Origin of the sequence: Bacillus cereus group sp. BfR-BA-01379 (genome assembly GCF_022663605.1) — a bacterium.
Lineage (GTDB): Bacteria > Bacillota > Bacilli > Bacillales > Bacillaceae_G > Bacillus_A > Bacillus_A mobilis.
This window is the reverse complement of record NZ_JAKUFT010000010.1, coordinates 75,935-96,077: the sequence shown is the minus strand read 5'-3', so window position 1 is coordinate 96,077 and position 20,143 is coordinate 75,935. Positions and strand designations below refer to the sequence as shown.

Here is a 20,143-nt window from a genome sequence, read left to right as displayed (position 1 = left end):
TCAAATCCTCATACCTTTCACTCTATGTTCACGCCAAGGTCACATCTATCTTTTATAGTATATGTATCGAAGTTGTTCCTCCCTAATTTATAAGACATTCCCCAGTGTCTTGAACAACTTCCATCCCTAATTAAATTGACTTAAATTGTCCCCTTCCTTAGACCATCATATGTGATGGTCTTATTTTTGTTTACCCTATCTTCTATTTAAAACTCCCTCTCTCTTTCACTCTATGTTCACACCCTGGTCACATCCACCTTTTATAGTATATGTATCGAAGCTGTTCCTCCCTAATTTATAAGACATTCCCCAGTGTCTTTGAATAGCTTCCATCCCTAATTAAATTGACTTAAATTGTCCCCTTCCTTAGACCATCATATGTGATGGTCTTATTTTTTTGTTTACTTTATCCTTTATGTAAAATTCCCTCTCTCTTTCACTCTATGTTCACACCCCGGTCACATCCATCTTTTATAGTATATGTATCGAAGTTGTTCCTCCCTAATTTATAAGACATTCCCCAGTGTCTTGAACAGCTTCCATCCCTAATTAAATTGACATAAATTGTCCCCTTCCTTGACCATCTCTTATGTGATGGTCTTATTTTTTTGTTTGCTTTATCCTTTATGTAAAACTCCCTCTCTCTTTCACCCTATGTTCACACCCCGGTCACATCCATCTTTTATAGTATATGTATCGAAGCTATTCCTCCCTAATTTATAAGACATTCCCCAGTGTCTTTGAATGGCTTCCATCCCTAATTAAATTGACATAAATTGTCCCCTTCCCTAGACCATCCTATGTGATGGTCTATTTTGTTTTCTAACTAGATTTCCCGATTTTTTTGCTTACTCTAACAAAAGCAATCTATATTTAAATAGATATTTTTATACAAAATATTCAGAAAATATTGTCAAAATAGGTAGTTTTTCGGTACAATTAATGTAGAAAGTAATTTCACAAAAATAAGGGGGGGTTATATTGAAACAAACAAAAGCAATCTTAATTGCATTATTTCTCGGTTTAGTTGTCGGACTCACTTTAAATTTAGCTGCACCATCCATTTTTGAACCATTAAATCAATATGTGTTCAATCCACTTGGTCAATTGTTTATTCGACTCATTAAAATGCTAGTTGTTCCTGTTGTGTTCATTTCTATCGTGCTTGGGGCTGCTGGACTTGGAGACCCGAAACAACTTGGAAGAATCGGCTTAAAATCAATTTCATTCTTTCTTGTCACTACAGCCGTTGCCATCTCTATTGCAGTTACATTTGCACTGATTATACAACCAGGATCTGGTGGTAACTTTAAAACCGAAGGGCTTAAATATGAAGGTGCAAAAACCGAAACATCTTTCGTCGATACACTACTCAATATCGTACCAGATAACCCAGCAAAAGCGATGGCTGATGGAAACATGTTACAAATTATTGCTTTTGCCGTATTAATCGGACTCGGTATCGCTATTTTAGGAAAACGAGTTCAAGGTATCCATTCATTACTTGAACAGGGCAACGAATTAATGATGTATCTTGTTAATCTCGTTATGAAATTAGCTCCAATCGGAACATTTGGATTGCTCGCTTCATCCGTTGGTAAAATGGGTCTTGCAGGCGTCGCTGCGATGTTCAAGTATATGATTGTCGTTATGCTAGTACTTATTATTCACGGCGTCTTCGTCTATGGTGGATTATTAAAGGTATTAGCAAAAGAAAGCATTGTCCGTTTCTTTAAACATTTCGGACCAGTAATGGCAATTGGATTTAGTACATCTAGCTCTAATGCATCTCTTCCATTTGCAATGAAAACAGCACAAGAAAAACTTGGCGTTCCAAAAGCGATAAGTTCTTTTGTGCAACCACTAGGTGCAACGATTAATATGGATGGTACTGCCATTATGCAAGGTGTAGCAACTGTGTTTATCGCTCAAGTATACGGAGTTGAGCTTACTATGTCCCAATTAGCTGTCGTCGTATTAACTGCCGTACTAGCTAGCATCGGTACTGCCGGTGTACCAGGTGTTGGACTTGTAATGCTTACGATGGTATTAAATCAAGTAAACCTACCAGTAGAAGGTATTGCCTTAATTATCGGTATTGACCGCATTCTAGATATGTCACGAACAGCTGTAAATATTTCTGGTGATGCAATTTGCGCAATGATTGTCGCAAAATCAGAAGAAAAATATAATACGGATCAATCTGCAGCATCTTAAATCAAAAAAGGAGTGAAAAGATTCACTCCTTTTTTGATTTACTTCCTTTTTTCGAACGATATTCTTTCCCTTTGTTATCATTACCAGTCTCAAATTCCGCACTAAACTCTTGCTGAAATTGCCCTGATTTTGGTGAGCCTTGATTTCCGCTCCCTTTACTACCATTTCGATTTGTCATAATTCTGCCCCCTTTCTTTACTAGTAGTATGTTACATATTTTCTTTTTTATAATCTTTTACATACGAAAGAAGACCTTCCTCATATAAGGAAGGTCTTCTTCTTTTCTACGTAAGCGTTTTCTTACTTGTAATGGATTAAATAAGTTTTTTAGAAATAGATATCATGATATTCATTTCTTCTTCTGAAAGCGCGGAGAATCTTTCTTGTAAATATTTCTTTTTCTCCCCTTCCATTTTCGCAACCAAATCTTTTCCTTGCTCTGTAATCTCTAAATATACAACTCTGCGATCTGATGTAGAACGTGAACGGGTTACAAAGCCTTTATTAATTAATTTTTCTGTAACAGCTGTAATATGACTATTCGATACATTTAATTCGTTAGCTACACGTGATACCATTTCTTTATTCGTACGGTTCAATATTCTAAGGACGATAAACTCATTCCACGGTATGTAACCACCAAATATTTTTCCAATATCATTACGCAACGTGCGAAACATAGCAAACACATTTGTCGATAGTTCTTCCATTAATTGCTCTCGATTTTGAGACAATTTTGACAGCCCCTTTTACTTCATTTAGTTAAATAAAAACCTTATTAATAATTTTACATGAAATCTTACTTTTTGTCACCTTATTTTCCCATAATTCGTAGTTTTTTAATATACATTTCATGATACAATAAAATCAAATTTCCAGAAAAAGGAGATGAGATGATGAGTGAAGAAGACAAATTTTCTAATCTTAATCTAAAAGATAAGACTTTGATTATTGGTTTTGTTATTCTATTTCTCATTATAATTTTTGCATTTATTTTCTTTGTATATGTAGGAATCTTTCATATGACAGATATAGAGTATAGATCACGCACTGCTTTACTTCTATTTATTTTATTAATCACTTTCTTAGACGGTATTACATTCTTTATCTTCGGTTTCCTCAAGGCGTTGCTATACCCAATGACAAAAAACATGCCAAATTGGCTAGCTATTACCCTTTTTGCAATCATTGAAATTACGTTAGATTGGTTCGTCATTCATACTGCCGACGATTGGATAGAGAGTGTCCAACTGTCCAACATTGCTGAATTATGTGTCGTACTATTCCTTTTCCTATTAAATACATTATTAAGTGACAAGAAGGAGTAAGAATACAAGCTTTTCTATATAAAAATTGGTACAATGAAAACAAATCATACTAAAGAGGTGTTACTTATGAACTTACAACAATGGGCTGATAAAGGTATGTCCTTTGATACATATGTGAATGAAATGAAAGTAAATCAATACGAGCTACTACACATTTACAATAACTTTTTAATTCCAAATGAATTACTTCCTGTATTAGAAGAACGTCAAAATGATGGCTGGCGTGTTATCGTATTAACAGCTGATTGGTGTGGTGACGCCCTTTTATGCGTACCTGTTATGAAACGAATTTCTGAAGTTGCAAATATTGATATGAGATTATTAATTCGCGATGAAAACTTAGAATTAATGGATCAATATTTAACAAATGGAACAGCACGTGCCATTCCAATCTTTATTTTCATTGATAAAGATGGAAATGAACAAGCCGTTTGGGGACCACGCGCTCCAAAAGTACAAGAATTAGTAACTTCTATGCGCGCTACATTGCCTGAAAAAGAAGATCCAACATTCGAAGAGAAACAAAAAGAAATGTACGCTAACTTCCGTGCTACATTAGCGGATGATACTTCTCTTTGGGAACATGTAATGGAAAGTATGATGGAAAAAGTAGTAAAATAAAAAACTGCCGAACTCGGCAGTTTTTTTATTACATAATGAAGAAGAAATAGAATACCGCAGCTAAAATGAAACGGTAGTAAGCGAACGGTGTTAGTTTTACACGCGCTAATAATTTTAAGAATGAAACAATTGCAAACATCGCAACAACGAATGCAGTAATGAATCCTGTTGCAAATAACGGTATATCAGCTGCGCTTAAAATATCCCAGCTTTTAATTAAATCTAAACCACTTGCAGCTACCATCATTGGTACTGCTAAAATGAATGTGTATTCAGCCGCCGCTGTATGTGACACGCGAGCTAATAAACCACCACTTATTGTAGATCCAGAACGAGAAAATCCTGGCCAAAGCGCTAAACATTGGAACATTCCAATTGTAAATGCTTGCTTATATGTGATTTCATCTAATGTTCTTGCTGTACTTGGTTTCGAAAACTTTTCAGCAACAATCATTAAAATACCACCAGCCACTAAGCTAATGACAACTGGGCCTGGCCCAAATAACACTTCTTTAATCGCACTATGGAACAATACACCAAGTACGCCGGCAGGAATCATCCCGATAATAATATGTAATAAATTTAACGATGGTCCGTCTGTTACTTTTCCTATACCTACTAAAGACCATAGACGCTTCCAAAATATAACAACAACTGCTAAAATCGATCCCAATTGAATAACAACTTCGAAAACTTTCGCTCTCTCATCGTCAAATCCAAGTAAATGACCTGTTAAAATCATATGTCCTGTTGATGAAACTGGTAAAAACTCTGTTAAACCTTCAACAGCACCCATGATTATTCCAATTAACCAATCAGCCACGAGTAGTGCCTCCTTAATAACGAATATGTAATTTTTTCACACCTTATCATAATACCTTATCCCTTTTCAAAGTGCATCCTTTTTTTATCGATTCCATATGTTCTAAGCGCGTATTTCTTTTCTATTTTTTAATTAAATTGTATGATAGTGAGGGTTTGTTTTTATGCGGAAAGGGGCTTTTATGAAAGAAACTAATTCATTCTCACAAAAACCAAAGCAATTTGTATTACTATTTTTCCCGATTTTCGTAACACAAATGTCATTATTTGCAATGAGCTTTTTTGATACGACAATGTCAGGGCACGCGAGTCCTATTGATTTAGCAGGTGTCGCTATCGGAACAAGTATATGGCTTCCCGTTAGTACCGGATTAACAGGAATTTTAATGGCTACTACTCCAATTGTTGCGCAGCTCGTTGGATCAAAGAAAAAAGAGGATGTGCCCCAAATTGTCATACAAGCAGTATATTTAGCAATTTGTGCTAGTTTCGTGGTCATCCTTATCGGTTTCTTCGCTGTTTCACCTATTTTAAACGGCATGCGCCTGGAAGAACCTGTGGAACGTATTGCGGCACAATTTTTAAGTATTATTGCAATTGGAATTATCCCTTTATTTACTTACACTGTTTTACGCGGATTTATTGATGCATTAGGAAAAACTCGCACAACAATGATCATTACATTACTATCATTACCAATTAACGTAGTATTGAATTATGTATTAATTTTCGGTCATTTCGGTTTTCCAAAACTCGGTGGTGTCGGAGCAGCAATTGCTTCTGCAGCAACCTATTGGTGTATTTTAATTATTACCGTTATTATTATTCGTACGAAAGAGCCTTTCGCATCTTTCCATATCTTTAAACAATTATATCGTCCTTCTCTTTCAAGTTGGAAAGAGTTCTTAAAACTTGGCGTCCCTATCGGATTTGCTATCTTTTTTGAAACGAGTATTTTCGCTGCAGTGACACTTATGATGAGTAATTTTAGTACGACAACAATCGCAGCGCATCAAGCAGCTATGAACTTCGCTTCCTTGTTATATATGACTCCTTTAAGTTTAGCAATGGCAATGACCATCGCTGTTGGATTCGAAGTTGGAGCAAAGCGATATAATAACGCAAAACAATATGGATTTATCGGGATTGGCTTAGCACTTGCATTCGCTCTCTTATATTCAATTCTTCTCTACTTCTTTGATGATGAAATTGCTTCTATTTATACGAAAGATATACAAGTTCATCATTTAGCAAAAGAATTTCTTATATTTGCGATTTTATTTCAAATTTCAGATGCAATTGCAACTCCTGTACAAGGGGCACTACGTGGTTATAAAGACGTAAATGTTTCCTTAATTATGACATTAATTGCTTATTGGGTAATAGGTCTCCCTCTCGGTTACATATTAGCAACGTATACTGAATGGGCGGCAAAAGGATATTGGATTGGTCTTATTATCGGCCTAGCATTTGGTGCTATCTTCCTTCTTGTCCGTCTCTTTCAAGTTCAAAGAAAATATACAATAGAAAACCGCCGCTCACGATAGAGGGGCGGTTTTCTTTATGCATATTTTTTCTTTGAACGTATAACATAATGAAAAAGAAAGGTGGATACATATGGACGAAAAAGAAAAAAAGCAATCATTCGATGAAGAATTCGCCCCTGAAATTTCACCTGGATATCGACAAGATGTACATAAGCCACCTAAAAATAAAAACACTTCTTTTTTAATGGGTATTACCATTTTTGCTGCTGTACTACTTGTGCTTATCATTTTTGTTTATTTTTAAGGAAAGGTGACATATTATATGAAGAAACAAAATTCCAATCATACGAAAAGTACTGTGAAAACAGAAAAAGGGTATGCAGGTGATTCTGTTCTTACTCAGAAACAAGTTGAACAAGGAAATTTATACATTGCGCAAAAAGAACTTGGACAACAAAATGAAAACCTTTAAAATCCCTCAAAGAACTGGGGGATTTTTTTATCGGCTATTTGTGGCACTTTATTGTACATACTGCTTTTGTTCTAACACCTTAAATATATTATTAACCTTTACAATTTTCATTTCATAATTCAATTTCATTTCGCTTCTCTTACCATTTTCAGTACCCGCAACGTACGCTACAGTTTGATAGAGAAAACTTTCATCTGTCACTTCACGTATGTCCTCGTTTATAAATTTATACGCTAAATCTCGAAAACGATTTGGATAATAATTTTCTATTAATCGGTCATACCCTCTATTTAAAAATATTTCTTCACCTTTTCGTTTCACATCTTCTTTATTATTAAATTCAAACACAGATAATTGCTCTGTAACAAAATGTTCTCCTACCTTTTTCATTTCATTATGAGTTAAAGTTTCTATACTTTTGTTCTGTAATCCCTTATTTAATTCGTACTGATTAATCGTTTTATAGCTAGCAAAAACTTCTTCTTTATATGACCAAAACAATCCAAAAGCAATACATAGAGAAATGATGAATAGTCTTTTCTTCGTAATACTCCCGCCCTTCTTCATAATGATACTTATATTTTAACATATAGAAAGAAAATTCTGATATCATAAACTAGAATAAGTTAACTTAGAAACGAGGAACAATTATGCACACTTACAAACAATATATAAAAGAAGCTTTGCCTAATCTTTCTATACATTCCTATAAACAAAATGAGGAAGGCTGGGATAATGTAGCGGTTATCGTAAATGATGAGCTACTGTTTCGTTTCCCTCGAAAACAGGAATATGCAATGCGAATTCCGTTAGAAAAAGAACTATGCACACTTCTCTCTTGTTCACTACATGAAATTGAGGTTCCAAAGTATCACCTATTATATAAAAATGATGTTGATACTTTTCCACTTTGTAGTTACTATACTCTCATTCATGGTGAACCATTAAAAACAGAAATAGTAATCAAGCTTGAGGATAAAGAACTACAAACTATTATTACACAATTAGCTACCTTCCTTGCAACCCTACATAGTATTCCTTTAAAACAAGATACAACGTTAGGATTCCCTGTTGAAAAAACACTCACCTACTGGAAAGAGCTACAAACTAAGTTAAATCAGTATGTTACTAATAGTTTTACTTCGTTACAGAAATCATCTTTAAATCGGTTATTCGAAAATTTCTTTACTTTTAGCGATACAACCACTTTTCAAAATACAATTATTCACGCTGATTTTACCCATCATCACATTTTATTTAATAAGCAGAACAAAAATATTTCAGGGATTATCGATTTTGGTGATGCTCAAATTGGCGATCCTGCTTTTGACTTTGCTGGGCTATATTATGATTTCGGACATGAATTTACCACATCTGTATATGAACAATACAGCACACTTATTTCTCACCATGACCCATTACTCATTCACCGCATCACGAGTTTTTATCAATACAGCCCTTTACTACATAATATTGTTTATAACTTTGAAACAAAGGATGAAATTGAATTCCTAGCGGGTACAGAACAACTGAAAGTAATACTACAGGGATGAGATTACATTCTCTCCCTATACTCTCTCTCCTCATACATCATTAACTTTTTATCCATTTCAACAATAACTTGATACAGTTGAAATGCTTGTAAAATTTGCAGTTGAATTCCAAAAGGAGCATTCTGTTCTTTTAACCATTGAAATACTTTCGTTTCATCTTTCATTGATTATTCCTCCCTTTATCCCGCTTTAATGGGCAGTAAGACCCCCACCTCCAAATTCAGCGAAAGCAAAGAAGTTAGGCGGGGGATCAACTGCCCATAAAAGTCCGATTGGTTCAACTAATAATCAGTGGGGGATGAAGAAAACCCCCACTGATTAAAGTTTCACTTTATTAAAATCTGCTACAAATATACGGTAAATGATGAAAAGCTTTTCATGTCAATAGCAAAAAAGGATGCAAATTTGCATCCTTTAATGTACGATATTTTTCTTCTGCTTCGCTTCTTTCTTTACTTCTTCCCCTTGGCATTCCCTACGAAACGCACAACTCATACACTCAGAACGAAAATGACGCTCTGTATAATGCTCAGGTTGTTGCAACATTGCTTTCATTCTAGATAAATCAGCCATTCCAGTTATAATATCTTCCTGTTTCGGAACATACTCGTACTTAGTTCCTTCTATTAAATTAATAACTTCAATTTTCCCGGGAAGAATGCCGAAAGCTTTATAACTGAATACTGTCATTAACTTTTGACAAAGAGCAAGCATTTCCTCATCCGCATCGACAACATACTTTTTAATTACAAACGACTCAGTACTCCACTCACCAACTTCTAATGTCAATGACATGTGAACACCTAACTCTTCCATATAAGTTTGAAATTTTTCATATAAAAATAACGGCGGTGTTTGACTATCATCTCTTTCAACAAACTGTAATAAATGATCCGTTAACTTCGCTAACACAATATAATACTCCGTCTTTGAAGCAAACATATTAATCCTTACTTTTTTCCAATACTTTTCTATTAATATTAAAAGTACGATTTTCGTTTGTTGGCCCGCAGGTAGTGTGTAATATTCGTTAATAATTCGATTCACAATCATTTGTGCGATTTGTTGCCATTCAAACGAAGAAGGTTCTCTTCTTTTTATATGACGGAAATAAAATTTATGCGGACAACGCATAAAATCATACAAATGATAATCTGTCATCGTTTTGATTGCGATTTTCTCATGCACTTGCTCTTCATCTCCCTTCTGCCATTAAGAAAGGTGTTTTACAAATTCAGCTCCAAACTGTAAACATTTTTCTACATCTTCATCTTCTGGCGTTAATTCTACTTTTAGTCCTTCTAACACAACTGCCGCTCCGCGCTCTTGTAGTTTTTCTATTAAAATATCAACCGCCACGCCGTATTTCGGATAAGCTGAATCACATGATCCGAATACTGCTGCTTTTTTCCCAGTTAAATTAATAGAATCCATTGCGTCATAAAAATCTAAGAAATCATCAGGAAGATCACCATCTCCCCAAGTGTACGCACCTAAAATAATTCCATCATACTGTTCTAGTATAGAAGCTTCTGGTGAATCCATAATATCGATAACTTCAATTTCATTTTCCGTTTCACGAATGGCACCTGCAATATGATCAGCCATTTCCTCTGTATTTCCACTCATACTTGCAAAAATCATTACTAACTTACTCAACTGTATCTCTCCTTTTACCTTGTGTCTCTTTTTCTGTTGGAAGTGTACTCTTCTCATCTACATATTCAGAACGAATTACATTTCTTTGCCATTCCATATGCTGATCAACATCTTTATTTTTATCTTTTAATCCCCTCCGCAGAAGGTGAAAATTTTTTCTCATTAACATGTCGCACCCATCCTATTGATAATAATTATCAATTTCAACTACCCTTAGATTAATTGACAGTGATTATCAATGTCAATAACTATTTTTAAAAAAATGATGAAAATGTACAAGCTTGTCCGTTAGCTATTCATATACTATAAATGAGCATAGTTCTTTCTCAGCCCTCTCTGACGGAAAGAAATAAAAGCAACTGCGATAGAGCGCAGTTGCCTTTTTTTATACTTTTCTATGATTTTAGTAGTCTTATCGCTGTCTCTAAAAATAATTCCACTCCATAAATTAAAGCTGATTCATCTACATCAAATTTTGGATGATGATGCGGATAACAAGTACCTATCTTTTCATTCCCCGTCCCCAATTTAATGAAGCAACCTGGTGCCTTTCGTAAATATGCTGAAAAATCTTCTCCTCCCATAGAAGGTTCAAGCTTCACAACACGCTCATTCCCAAACAAATGTAGTGCACTTTCTTCTACTACTTTCGTAATATATTCATCATTAATAACAGGATCATATCCATATCGATACGTATATGTATACTCCCCTCCATGTGCCTTTATAATGCCTTTTACAATTTTCTCAATTTTCTCCTCTGCTTCCACCCTTAACGCTTGATTAAATGAACGAACAGTTCCCATTAAAGTTGCTACACTAGGAATAATATTATCAGCCATTCCCCCATGAAACTGCGTAACTGAAATAACTCTTTGCATGAAAGCACTTGTATTTCTTGATACGATATGTTGTAAATTTGTAATAATCTGTGCTCCGATAGCAATAGGATCTATCGTTTCTTCTGGCCTCGCTGCATGCCCTCCTTTCCCTTGAATTTCAACTGTAAATACGTCTGGTGCTGCCATCATAGGTCCATACGCAATTCCTATCTTCCCGCTCTCAAGTCCTGACATAACATGTAAACCTATTACATAATCCACACCATCCATCACACCTGCCTCAACCATTTCTTGTCCGCCGCCAGGATACACCTCTTCTGCGTGCTGAAAGAAGAGACGAATCTCACCTGCAAAATCTTCCTTTATATGTGATAGCACTTCTGCTGTACTTAACAAAATAGCTGCGTGAGCATCATGCCCACATGCATGCATCATTCCTTTATTCACAGACGTATAAGATTTCCTTGTCTCCTCTTGAATTGGTAAAGCATCTATATCAGCTCGAATCGCAATCACTTTCCCTTGTTCCGTTCCTCTTTTAATTGCTAGTACACTATACTTCGTCGGTCTCGTTACTTCAAAAGAAGAAAATGAGCATAATGTATCATATATAAATTGCGAAGTTTCTTTTTCATGAAATGATAATTCCGGATACTTATGGAAATGCCTTCTCCATTTCACGATATTTTCTTCCAAAATAAGACTCTTCCACACTCTATTCATGATAATTTCCTCCTTTTAAAAAGATTTAGAAACTTAAAGTTTGTTCACTCTCTACCGATTAATAAGTAACAAATCTTATATTTTCACGTATTCTTATCGTCCACTTTTATGTATTCACACAATCCACTTTCTTTTTACATGTCAAACCCGTTACAAATTGGTGCTGAATGTAATATAATTGCTAAGTTAGGGATTTTCTTTTTTAGTATTTAGTGCTAATATCAGAAAAGAGCCTTTTGACTTATTTTTACCTAAAATGTGGAATTTTGTTTTTTTCACAATAATGTAGGACATGATACCTACAAAGAGCTATTATTTCATTAAGAGAGGGAAAGACATGGAAAGATTAAAAGAGATATGGTCTCGACCACTCACACAATGGGTTGCAAAGACGGTTTATTACCTTGCAATTTTATTTGCATTACTTTGGTTGTATGGATTCCATGATACAAACACAAGTACATTTATTTACAATGAATTCTAGGGTGGGAACGTTATGAAGTTATTAGAACAAATTGAAAAGTGGGCTATTGAAACGCCTGATCAAACTGCTTTTGTTTGGCGAGATGCGAAAATTACGTACAAACAATTAAAGGAAGATTCTGATGCGTTAGCACATTGGATTTCTTCTGCGTATCCAGATGATCGTTCACCAATTATGGTGTATGGCCATATGCAACCTGAAATGATTATTAACTTTTTAGGATGTGTAAAAGCTGGACATGCTTATATTCCTGTAGATTTATCTATCCCAGCTGATCGTGTACAACGTATCGCTGAAAATTCTGGTGCGAAACTACTTTTATCAGGAACAGAAGTAACTGTAACTGATTTACCAGTTCGCATTGTAAGTGAAGACAACTTAAAAGATATTTTCTTTACTCATAAAGGGAACACTCCAAATCCTGAACATGCGGTAAAAGGTGATGAGAACTTCTACATTATTTACACATCAGGAAGCACAGGTAATCCGAAAGGGGTTCAGATTACTTATAACTGCCTTGTAAGCTTTACAAAATGGGCTGTAGAAGATTTCAACTTACAAACAGGGCAAGTATTCTTAAACCAAGCACCTTTCTCATTCGATTTATCTGTCATGGATATTTACCCATCATTAGTAACAGGTGGTACACTTTGGGCAATCGATAAAGATATGATTGCACGTCCAAAAGACTTGTTTGCTTCTTTAGAGCAATCGGATATACAAGTATGGACTTCAACACCATCTTTCGCAGAAATGTGTTTAATGGAAGCATCTTTCTCTGAGAGTATGCTACCAAACATGAAAACATTCTTATTCTGCGGTGAAGTGTTACCAAACGAAGTGGCTAGAAAATTAATTGAGCGTTTCCCAAAAGCGACAATTATGAATACGTACGGTCCAACAGAAGCTACCGTCGCTGTAACAGGTATTCACATTACAGAAGAAGTACTTGATCAATACAAATCACTTCCAGTTGGCTACTGTAAATCAGACTGCCGCCTTCTTATTATGAAAGAAGATGGCACGATTGCACCTGATGGTGAAAAAGGTGAAATCGTAATTGTCGGTCCAAGCGTAAGCGTTGGGTATTTAGGAAGCCCTGAATTAACAGAAAAAGCATTTACTATGATTGACGGTGAGCGCGCCTATAAAACAGGCGATGCTGGCTATGTTGAAAATGGTCTTCTATTCTATAATGGTCGTCTTGATTTCCAAATTAAGCTGCATGGTTATCGAATGGAATTAGAAGAAATTGAGCATCACCTTCGTGCGTGTTCTTACGTAGAAGGAGCAGTTATCGTTCCAATTAAAAAAGGTGAGAAATACGATTATTTATTAGCGGTTGTTGTTCCTGGAGAACATTCATTTGAAAAAGAATTCAAATTAACATCTGCAATCAAAAAAGAACTCAATGAGCGATTACCAAACTACATGATTCCACGTAAATTCATGTATCAATCTTCTATTCCAATGACACCAAATGGAAAGGTAGATCGCAAAAAATTATTGAGTGAGGTTACAGCATGACCGCATATGGATCATTTTATTTTTTCGCTATAGTGGGCATTTTATTAATACCTACTATCATAGCTGGATTAAAAGGTAAAATGTTGCGTAAATATAATGCCGTTTTAACATTAGTCATGCTTGTTATTATCTTCTCGGATAAACCGAAGCAAGCGATTATGTTAGCCGCATTTATTATTTGGCAATATGCCCTGATTAAAGGCTATTTATTATTAAGAAAACAAAAGAATAGTACACTCACTTTTTGTGTAGCTGTTATTTTATCGATTTTGCCACTTATTTTGGCAAAAGTCGCACCATTTGTACCTGAATTGCATTTTATTGTTTTCGCAGGTATGTCTTACGTAACGTTTAGAGCTGTACAAATGGTCTTTGAAGTTCGTGATAATTTAATTAAAGAACTTTCCTTCTTTAATTTCTGGGAGTTTGTTTTATTCTTCCCAGCGATTTCAAGTGGACCTATCGATCGTTACCGTAGATTCCAAAAAGATATCCAAAAGCCACCTAGTGCTGAGGAATATCAAAAATTACTATATACAGGGCTTAACCGTATTTTCCAAGGTTTTCTGTATAAGTTTATAATCGCGCACTTGATAACAACATATCTTGTTAAGGCAGTATTCGCCAACCAAGATACACTTTTATCTAATGTGATTTTTATGTACGCTACTAGCATGCAATTATTCTTTGACTTTGCAGGTTATAGTGCGTTCGTAATTGGTATCAGTTACATGATGGGAATTAAAACTCCAGAAAACTTTAATAAACCATTCCTTAGTCGTAACATTAAAGACTTCTGGAACCGCTGGCACATGAGTTTATCATTCTGGTTCCGTGATTTTATTTACATGCGTTTCGTCTTTTTTGCAACGAAGAAAAAGTTAATCAAGAACCGTTACACAATTTCGTATATCGGTGCCTTTTTAAACTTCTTCATTATGGGAATTTGGCACATCCAAGGGAGCGCTATTGCGCAGTATGTTATTTATGGTCTCTATCATGCCGCACTGTTTATTTTATTCGATATTTTCGAACGAAAAAACAAGAAGCATAAGTTTTGGCCAAACAATAAATTTACACACGTCCTTGCGATTGTAATTACGTTCCACGTTGTATGTTTCGGTTTCCTAATTTTCTCTGGACACCTTAACAGATACTTTTAATGCACCCTTCTTATACTAGTAAGAAGTTGCACATATAATATATTTCGGATATAAAGGAGATTTTAAAAATGGCAGAATTCAAAGAGCAAGTATTAGATATTTTAGAAGAAGTATGTGAAAACGATATTGTGAAAGAAAACTTAGATGTTCAATTATTTGAAGAAGGTATTCTTGATTCTTTCGCTGTAGTATCTTTATTAGTTGAATTCCAAGAGCGTTTAGATATTGAAGTTTCTATTTCTGATTTTGACCGTGACGAGTGGGCTACACCAAACATGGTTATTAAGAAGTTGGAAGAAATCCGATGAACAAAGCAAAATTTGGTCCGATGCTTTTAGCATTGGCCCTTTTTGCTGTATTCTTACTTATTCCAACGCGCTTCCTACTTCCACTTTTAAGTGATGAAAAAGTAGAACAAGCTGCAACTTCTTTAAAAGAAGAAAAGATTCAAAGTATGATTTTACAGCAAAAGATGTTAGCAGACCCGAAATATCTTCCGATGTACGGTTCATCGGAATTCGCACGTATGGATGCTTTCCATCCATCAAATTATTTCAAAGTAAAGCCTGAAGGGTTCACACCATTCCTTCTTGGACGCGGAGGAACACAAGACCTTGTACATGTGTTAAACTTTGCATCTACAATGGATCAATTGAAAGATAAGAAAATGGTATTCGTTCTTTCTCCTCAATGGTTTGTACCACAAGGTATTGATGAAACACACTTTGCACCTAACTTTTCAAAACAACAAGGCTATCACTTACTTTTCAATGATGACTTAAAGCCTGAAATGAAAAAGCAAATTGCAAAACGTTTATTAAACTTTGAGATCGTTAAGAAAGAAACTTTACTAAAAATCTCGCTTGAAGGTATCGTTTATGATGATACAAAGCATAAAGTAAAAGCACTTGCTGCTAAACCTTTCGCTTATATTTACCGTAACATTTTAGATCGTAAAGATTTATTTACAGCAATGTTTGATATTAAACCGCATAAAGAAAAACTTGACCCTTCATTAAAACAAATGAATTGGGACGAAGCTCGTAAACATGCAGATCAAACTGGTGCAGTAGAATCAGGTTCTAACGAATACGGTATCGAAGATGATTACTTCAACAGCAAAATCAAGAAGAAATTAAAGCAACGTGAAGGCTACTTAAAAAATGATGCTTATGATCAATCGCCAGAATATGAAGATTTACAAATTGTACTTGATTTATTAAAACAATCTGGTGCAAAACCACTCTTCATTTCTGTTCCTGTAAAAGGTCCTTGGTACGATTACGCTGGCTTCCCGAAAGAACGTCGCGAATTGTACTACAAGAAAGTTCATGAGCAAATTGAGAAAGCTGGTTATCCAATTGCCGACTTCTCAAATCATGAGTATGATAAATACTTCTTAAAAGATCATATGCACTTAGGTTGGAAAGGCTGGGTTTATATCGATGAGGCCATCCAACAATTTTATAAAGCAAACTAATGAAAAGACCACTTGAATTATTCAAGTGGTCTTTTTCTATATATATTTTGTAATTGTTCGATTACATTCTCTGCTTCTTTCATCACTCGCTCCACTACATGCTGAGCTGATTCTATTCGTGCTAATGATGACGCTTGCCCTGCCCAAAGCGACATGTATTCTCCTTTATTTTGTTTTGCTGCTTCTTGGCGTATTTTAGAGGTTAATACATTTTGCACTGGATACATCGGAAGCCCTTCTTCTTTCCCTTCATGTCTCTCTATAAATTCATTACGAATACCTCGCGCATATTTCCCGGAAAACGCACGGGTCACAGTTGTACTCGTATCTGTACTATGTAAAACTGCTTCTTTATACACGTCATGCGTAATACTTTCTTCACTCGTCAAAAAGGCTGATCCCATTTGAACAGCTTCTGCTCCCAGTGTAAAAGCAGCAACAAGCCCTTGTCCGTTCATGACACCACCTGTTGCAACAATTGGTATATGCGGGACTGCTGCTACTAACTGCGGAATTAATGCGAATGTCCCAATCATAGCGTCCTGTTCTTTCCCGATAAATGTTCCTCTATGCCCTCCTGCCTCGCTACCTTGACCGACAATAATGTCTACTCCTAATTCAGCAAGCACTTTTGCCTCTCTCACATGAGTAGCTGTTCCGATGACTTTTATTCCTCTTCTTTTTAAGTCATCTATTTCTTCTTTTTCTAACGTTTGAAATGCAAAGCTAACGACTGGTACGTTTTCTTCTACTAACACTTGTAATTGTTCTTTATAGCTTTTCGGAAGCTTTAGCTGCTCTTCTTCCTCTATACCGAATTCTCTATTCACTCCGCTAAGCAATCCCTTTGCCAAGGTTACCTTCTCTTCTTCTATCTGTATTTCTTTCGTTAACAATAAATTAACACCGAAAGGCTTATCCGTTCGTTCCCTTATTTTATAAATTGCGTCACGAATTTGTTCAGGGCTCATATAACCTGCTCCAAGCGTTCCTAGTCCTCCGCTATTACTTACAGCTGCAACAAGCTCAGGCGTCGTAATCGCACCTGCCATACCTGCTTGAATGATTGGGTACTTAATTTGTAATATATTTAACACTCGACTTGTAAACATTATTCCTCCTCCTATTCCTCCTCCTATTCCCCTTATATCTTCTTTAGATGACAAACTTTCCCCTTCTTTTACAAGGGTTGAACTTCCTATGAAGCGAATATATTGAAAGTGAAGGAGGCTGAAAACGATGATTTATCCAAATGCGTTACAACAAGGTGATACAGTAATGGTTATTGCACCGTCCGGTCCACCAACAATTGAAAATGTATTAAAAGGTGTAAACGTATTACAAGAAATAGGTTTATCTGTAGTAATCGGGAAGAGTGTTTATGAGAAATATGGATATTTAGCTGGAAGTGATCAAGTTCGCCTCGATGATATACATGAAGCATTTTCAAATCATGAAGTAAAGGCCATTTTTTGTGCACGAGGTGGTTATGGAAGTGCTCGTCTCCTCCCTCACATTCAATATGAAATCATTAGGCAACATCCAAAAATCTTTTGGGGATATAGCGATATTACAGCTTTACATACTGCTTTTTCACGTTATGCAAAGCTCATTACTTTTCATGGCCCAATGGTTGAAGAATTAGGAAAAGGTGTAGATTCTCTCTCTTTATCTTCTTTCAATCAACTATTCCATCCGTATTCCACCATCTTATCTGCTTCAGAATGTATCGTACCTACCTCTTCCTGTACAGTTACGGGCACATTGGTGGGAGGAAATTTAGCTGTGTTAACGAGTATAATTGGCTCACCTTATGAGATAAATACGGCGAATAAACTTTTGTTACTTGAAGATATTGGGGAAGAACCGTATCGCATTGATCGTATGTTAAATCAGCTACTTTTATCTGGAAAGTTTAATGAATGTAGTGGTGTTATTTTTACAAGTTGTCACGACTGCATCCCTTCTAAACCATCTCAATCATTGCAAACAATACTATATGAATATTTCTCCCCCTATCATATACCTGTTCTATTCGGTTTACCGATTGGACATATAAGCCCCAACATCGGGATTCCTCTTGGAGCTACAGCGACCATAAATACAAATAATAAAACACTCTCTATTTCTTCTGGCGTAGCCACTCCGTTTTCAAATTAAAAAGGAAAAGCGATTCCGCTTTTCCTTTTATTTATAATAATTAAAAATTCGTCCAGATGCGATATCTGCAATTTCTTCTGGAATAAATGTTTTACTTATCTCAGTTCCAACATTTAATACTGCTGTAGCATCTTTCTCAATGCCACCAAATAACTCTTTCCCACGTATCGTAATAAGGGGCGTTCCTTCTGGCAACACGTCTTTTACAAATTCCATTTGTGTAAAGAACGGAACGATCCATCTACCCTCTCCTTGGAAATGACGCAAACGAAGTATTCCTTCTGTTGCCCCGTCCTCTGCTTCTAGTGAACCAGCAACATAAAACTCAGTAGATAAGAGCAATTCATAAAATTCCTTTTGCTTCTGTTTATCGTCCCCTGCTATAACAAGTACTTCTTCTATTCTCTTTACCGGAATTTGCTCCATATGATGCCACCCCTATTTCAAAATGATTGTACTTAGATTATACGAAATATTCTTATTTTTTTCTACATAATTCGCAATTATTTTCTTAAAATAATTTTAACACTTCCTTTGTCGTCACAATCTTAGCAAACTCTTCATGTAAATTTACAAGTGTCATATTGTGAATATCCTCTGCATTATACTCTTTATCATCTAGACCTTTACGGTTAAAAGTAGCCGTTGCATCACTCACTAAATACGTTGTAAATCCTAAATTTCCTGCCATTCGTGTCGTAGTCTCCACACAATGATTTGTCGTTAATCCTACAACCACTACTGTATTACATTTGTTCTCTCTTAATTGCTCTTCTAAATTTGTCCCAATGAACGCGCTGTTAACAGATTTCTGAATAATCACTTCACCTGGTAGTGGCTGCACTTCTTCTTTAAAGTTTACCGTTTCCGCTCCCTCATAAAACATCGACTGAGCATTTTCTTTATTTACATGTTGAATATGAAAAACTGGTCGTTTCCTTTTTCTCCATTCTTCTAATAACATTCTCATGTTTTCTTCAGCAAAAAGATTATTTCTCTGGCCCCAATATGGTAACTGAAACGCCTTTTGTACATCAATTATGATAAGTGCTATTTGATTAGTCATCATTTTCTCCTTCATTCGGGCTGTAATTGAAACAGAAAACCAAGTTGTTGTGACGCAGTAATAAAGCAAATATAAGCGCAAAGCTCTACAATTTCTTTTTCCGTCCAATATTGTTTCAATACATGAAACATATTATCATCTATCGCCTTTTTCTCATGAACAAATGTATGTGCAAAAGTAACGGCTACACTCATTTCTTCTACCTTTTGCATATCATCAGGCCTTCCCTTTGCCATACAGTACGGACATTCATTCCCGTACGCTAATGTTCTTCTTACTTGCTCCTTCAACTCTGCCGAAAGAGTTCCTTTACTATACAATGTATTCTCTACCATACACCATGAATGTAATAGATCCGGATTATGCCCTAATAACTTTTGAAACTTTGTATCTCCTACATTTGATAATGACATTCTCTCCATCATTTTCCCTCCTATTTCCTTCTGTTTTATTGTAAAATAAATAAAGTTCACTTCACATTTCATATGAATCTTAATTTATATTTTTACTTTATAAAAATTATCATTTTACTGGAGGTA

25 protein-coding genes and 1 pseudogene are annotated in these 20,143 nt (G+C 35.5%); 13 read left to right on the top strand and 13 right to left on the bottom strand.

What is annotated here, in order from left to right:
• Positions 1-981 precede the first annotated feature (981 nt).
• The gene (locus MR113_RS06355; RefSeq protein WP_061678898.1) at positions 982-2,217 is read left to right on the top strand and encodes a dicarboxylate/amino acid:cation symporter; all 1,236 of its coding nucleotides are present in this window, start codon (positions 982-984) and stop codon (positions 2,215-2,217) included.
• 22 nt (positions 2,218-2,239) lie between these two features.
• Here MR113_RS06355 and MR113_RS06350 read toward each other — a convergent pair whose 3' ends face one another.
• Positions 2,240-2,395: a hypothetical protein gene (locus tag MR113_RS06350; protein ID WP_000184931.1), complete on the bottom strand. Its 156-nt coding sequence runs from the start codon at positions 2,393-2,395 to the stop codon at positions 2,240-2,242.
• Positions 2,396-2,531: 136 nt separating this feature from the next.
• Complete coding sequence (locus MR113_RS06345) at positions 2,532-2,951, bottom strand: MarR family winged helix-turn-helix transcriptional regulator (protein ID WP_000081442.1); 420 nt, start codon at positions 2,949-2,951, stop codon at positions 2,532-2,534.
• Positions 2,952-3,113: 162 nt separating this feature from the next.
• Here MR113_RS06345 and MR113_RS06340 point away from each other — a divergent pair, with 162 nt between their 5' ends.
• The gene (locus MR113_RS06340; RefSeq protein ID WP_242252454.1) at positions 3,114-3,545 is read left to right on the top strand and encodes a YrvL family regulatory protein; all 432 of its coding nucleotides are present in this window, start codon (positions 3,114-3,116) and stop codon (positions 3,543-3,545) included.
• A 33-nt stretch (positions 3,546-3,578) separates the two neighbouring features.
• Complete coding sequence (locus tag MR113_RS06335) at positions 3,579-4,166, top strand: thioredoxin family protein (protein ID WP_002070995.1); 588 nt, start codon at positions 3,579-3,581, stop codon at positions 4,164-4,166.
• Positions 4,167-4,194: 28 nt separating this feature from the next.
• Here the strand turns inward: MR113_RS06335 and uppP are convergent, their stop codons facing one another.
• A complete protein-coding gene (uppP, locus tag MR113_RS06330; RefSeq protein ID WP_242252452.1) occupies positions 4,195-4,989 on the bottom strand; it encodes a bacitracin resistance undecaprenyl-diphosphatase in 795 nt (264 codons plus the stop codon).
• Positions 4,990-5,170: 181 nt separating this feature from the next.
• On the opposite strand from uppP, the gene MR113_RS06325 reads away from it, so the two are divergent.
• The 3 genes from MR113_RS06325 (at position 5,171) to MR113_RS06315 (ending at position 6,947) form a co-directional block, all read left to right on the top strand.
• The gene (locus MR113_RS06325; protein ID WP_242252449.1) at positions 5,171-6,535 is read left to right on the top strand and encodes an MATE family efflux transporter; all 1,365 of its coding nucleotides are present in this window, start codon (positions 5,171-5,173) and stop codon (positions 6,533-6,535) included.
• 70 nt (positions 6,536-6,605) lie between these two features.
• Positions 6,606-6,779, top strand: a complete 174-nt coding sequence (locus tag MR113_RS06320; protein ID WP_000343557.1) for a hypothetical protein — start codon at positions 6,606-6,608, stop codon at positions 6,777-6,779.
• An 18-nt stretch (positions 6,780-6,797) separates the two neighbouring features.
• A complete protein-coding gene (locus tag MR113_RS06315; protein ID WP_063261924.1) occupies positions 6,798-6,947 on the top strand; it encodes a hypothetical protein in 150 nt (49 codons plus the stop codon).
• Between the two features lie 48 nt (positions 6,948-6,995).
• Here MR113_RS06315 and MR113_RS06310 read toward each other — a convergent pair whose 3' ends face one another.
• The gene (locus MR113_RS06310) at positions 6,996-7,514 is read right to left on the bottom strand and encodes a biotin transporter BioY (protein WP_242252447.1); all 519 of its coding nucleotides are present in this window, start codon (positions 7,512-7,514) and stop codon (positions 6,996-6,998) included.
• A gap of 83 nt (positions 7,515-7,597) precedes the next feature.
• Between MR113_RS06310 and MR113_RS06305 the strand changes: the two genes are divergently transcribed.
• Entirely contained in the window at positions 7,598-8,500 is a 903-nt protein-coding gene (locus tag MR113_RS06305; RefSeq protein ID WP_242252441.1) for an aminoglycoside phosphotransferase family protein, read from the top strand.
• 2 nt (positions 8,501-8,502) lie between these two features.
• Here the strand turns inward: MR113_RS06305 and MR113_RS06300 are convergent, their stop codons facing one another.
• From MR113_RS06300 to amaA, 5 genes are all read right to left on the bottom strand, one after another.
• Positions 8,503-8,664 carry a hypothetical protein gene (locus tag MR113_RS06300; protein ID WP_016088745.1) on the bottom strand — a complete coding sequence of 54 codons (162 nt, stop codon included), beginning with the start codon at positions 8,662-8,664 and terminating at the stop codon, positions 8,503-8,505.
• A gap of 250 nt (positions 8,665-8,914) precedes the next feature.
• Positions 8,915-9,688, bottom strand: coding sequence for a hypothetical protein (locus MR113_RS06295; protein WP_097816716.1), 774 nt, complete (start codon positions 9,686-9,688; stop codon positions 8,915-8,917).
• A gap of 24 nt (positions 9,689-9,712) precedes the next feature.
• Positions 9,713-10,159: a flavodoxin gene (locus MR113_RS06290; RefSeq protein ID WP_063261920.1), complete on the bottom strand. Its 447-nt coding sequence runs from the start codon at positions 10,157-10,159 to the stop codon at positions 9,713-9,715.
• Positions 10,152-10,328: a hypothetical protein gene (locus MR113_RS06285; protein ID WP_242252439.1), complete on the bottom strand. Its 177-nt coding sequence runs from the start codon at positions 10,326-10,328 to the stop codon at positions 10,152-10,154. The genes MR113_RS06290 and MR113_RS06285 overlap by 8 nt, the downstream gene beginning before the upstream one ends.
• Before the next feature lie 226 nt (positions 10,329-10,554).
• Complete coding sequence (gene amaA / locus MR113_RS06280) at positions 10,555-11,724, bottom strand: N-acyl-aliphatic-L-amino acid amidohydrolase (RefSeq protein WP_242252436.1); 1,170 nt, start codon at positions 11,722-11,724, stop codon at positions 10,555-10,557.
• Positions 11,725-12,061: 337 nt separating this feature from the next.
• On the opposite strand from amaA, the gene MR113_RS06275 reads away from it, so the two are divergent.
• The 5 genes from MR113_RS06275 to dltD all read left to right on the top strand — a co-directional run bounded on the left by MR113_RS06275 (position 12,062) and on the right by dltD (position 16,378).
• Positions 12,062-12,208, top strand: coding sequence for a teichoic acid D-Ala incorporation-associated protein DltX (locus tag MR113_RS06275; protein WP_000440293.1), 147 nt, complete (start codon positions 12,062-12,064; stop codon positions 12,206-12,208).
• Positions 12,209-12,220: 12 nt separating this feature from the next.
• Positions 12,221-13,735 (top strand): D-alanine--poly(phosphoribitol) ligase subunit DltA, encoded by a 1,515-nt coding sequence (gene dltA, locus MR113_RS06270; protein WP_242252433.1) that lies wholly within the window; start codon positions 12,221-12,223, stop codon positions 13,733-13,735.
• Positions 13,732-14,898 carry a D-alanyl-lipoteichoic acid biosynthesis protein DltB gene (dltB, locus tag MR113_RS06265; protein WP_242252428.1) on the top strand — a complete coding sequence of 389 codons (1,167 nt, stop codon included), beginning with the start codon at positions 13,732-13,734 and terminating at the stop codon, positions 14,896-14,898. Before dltA ends, dltB begins: the two co-directional genes overlap by 4 nt.
• Before the next feature lie 68 nt (positions 14,899-14,966).
• Positions 14,967-15,206, top strand: coding sequence for a D-alanine--poly(phosphoribitol) ligase subunit DltC (gene dltC / locus MR113_RS06260; protein WP_000807310.1), 240 nt, complete (start codon positions 14,967-14,969; stop codon positions 15,204-15,206).
• Positions 15,203-16,378, top strand: a complete 1,176-nt coding sequence (gene dltD, locus MR113_RS06255) for a D-alanyl-lipoteichoic acid biosynthesis protein DltD (RefSeq protein WP_001030275.1) — start codon at positions 15,203-15,205, stop codon at positions 16,376-16,378. The genes dltC and dltD overlap by 4 nt, the downstream gene beginning before the upstream one ends.
• Before the next feature lie 17 nt (positions 16,379-16,395).
• On the opposite strand, the gene MR113_RS06250 is transcribed toward dltD, so the two are convergent.
• Entirely contained in the window at positions 16,396-17,490 is a 1,095-nt protein-coding gene (locus MR113_RS06250; RefSeq protein ID WP_242252426.1) for an NAD(P)H-dependent flavin oxidoreductase, read from the bottom strand.
• Between the two features lie 127 nt (positions 17,491-17,617).
• On the opposite strand from MR113_RS06250, the gene MR113_RS06245 reads away from it, so the two are divergent.
• On the top strand, positions 17,618-18,538 hold the full coding sequence (locus tag MR113_RS06245; protein ID WP_242252423.1) for a S66 peptidase family protein: 921 nt from the start codon (positions 17,618-17,620) through the stop codon (positions 18,536-18,538).
• 27 nt (positions 18,539-18,565) lie between these two features.
• Here the strand turns inward: MR113_RS06245 and MR113_RS06240 are convergent, their stop codons facing one another.
• The 3 genes and pseudogenes from MR113_RS06240 to MR113_RS06230 form a co-directional block, all read right to left on the bottom strand.
• The gene (locus tag MR113_RS06240) at positions 18,566-18,964 is read right to left on the bottom strand and encodes an SseB family protein (protein WP_061678885.1); all 399 of its coding nucleotides are present in this window, start codon (positions 18,962-18,964) and stop codon (positions 18,566-18,568) included.
• Positions 18,965-19,049: 85 nt separating this feature from the next.
• The gene (locus tag MR113_RS06235) at positions 19,050-19,604 is read right to left on the bottom strand and encodes a cysteine hydrolase family protein (RefSeq protein WP_242252417.1); all 555 of its coding nucleotides are present in this window, start codon (positions 19,602-19,604) and stop codon (positions 19,050-19,052) included.
• Positions 19,597-20,089, bottom strand: a pseudogene (locus MR113_RS06230) (carboxymuconolactone decarboxylase family protein). The gene MR113_RS06235 and the pseudogene MR113_RS06230 overlap by 8 nt, the downstream one beginning before the upstream one ends.
• Positions 20,090-20,143 lie beyond the last annotated feature (54 nt).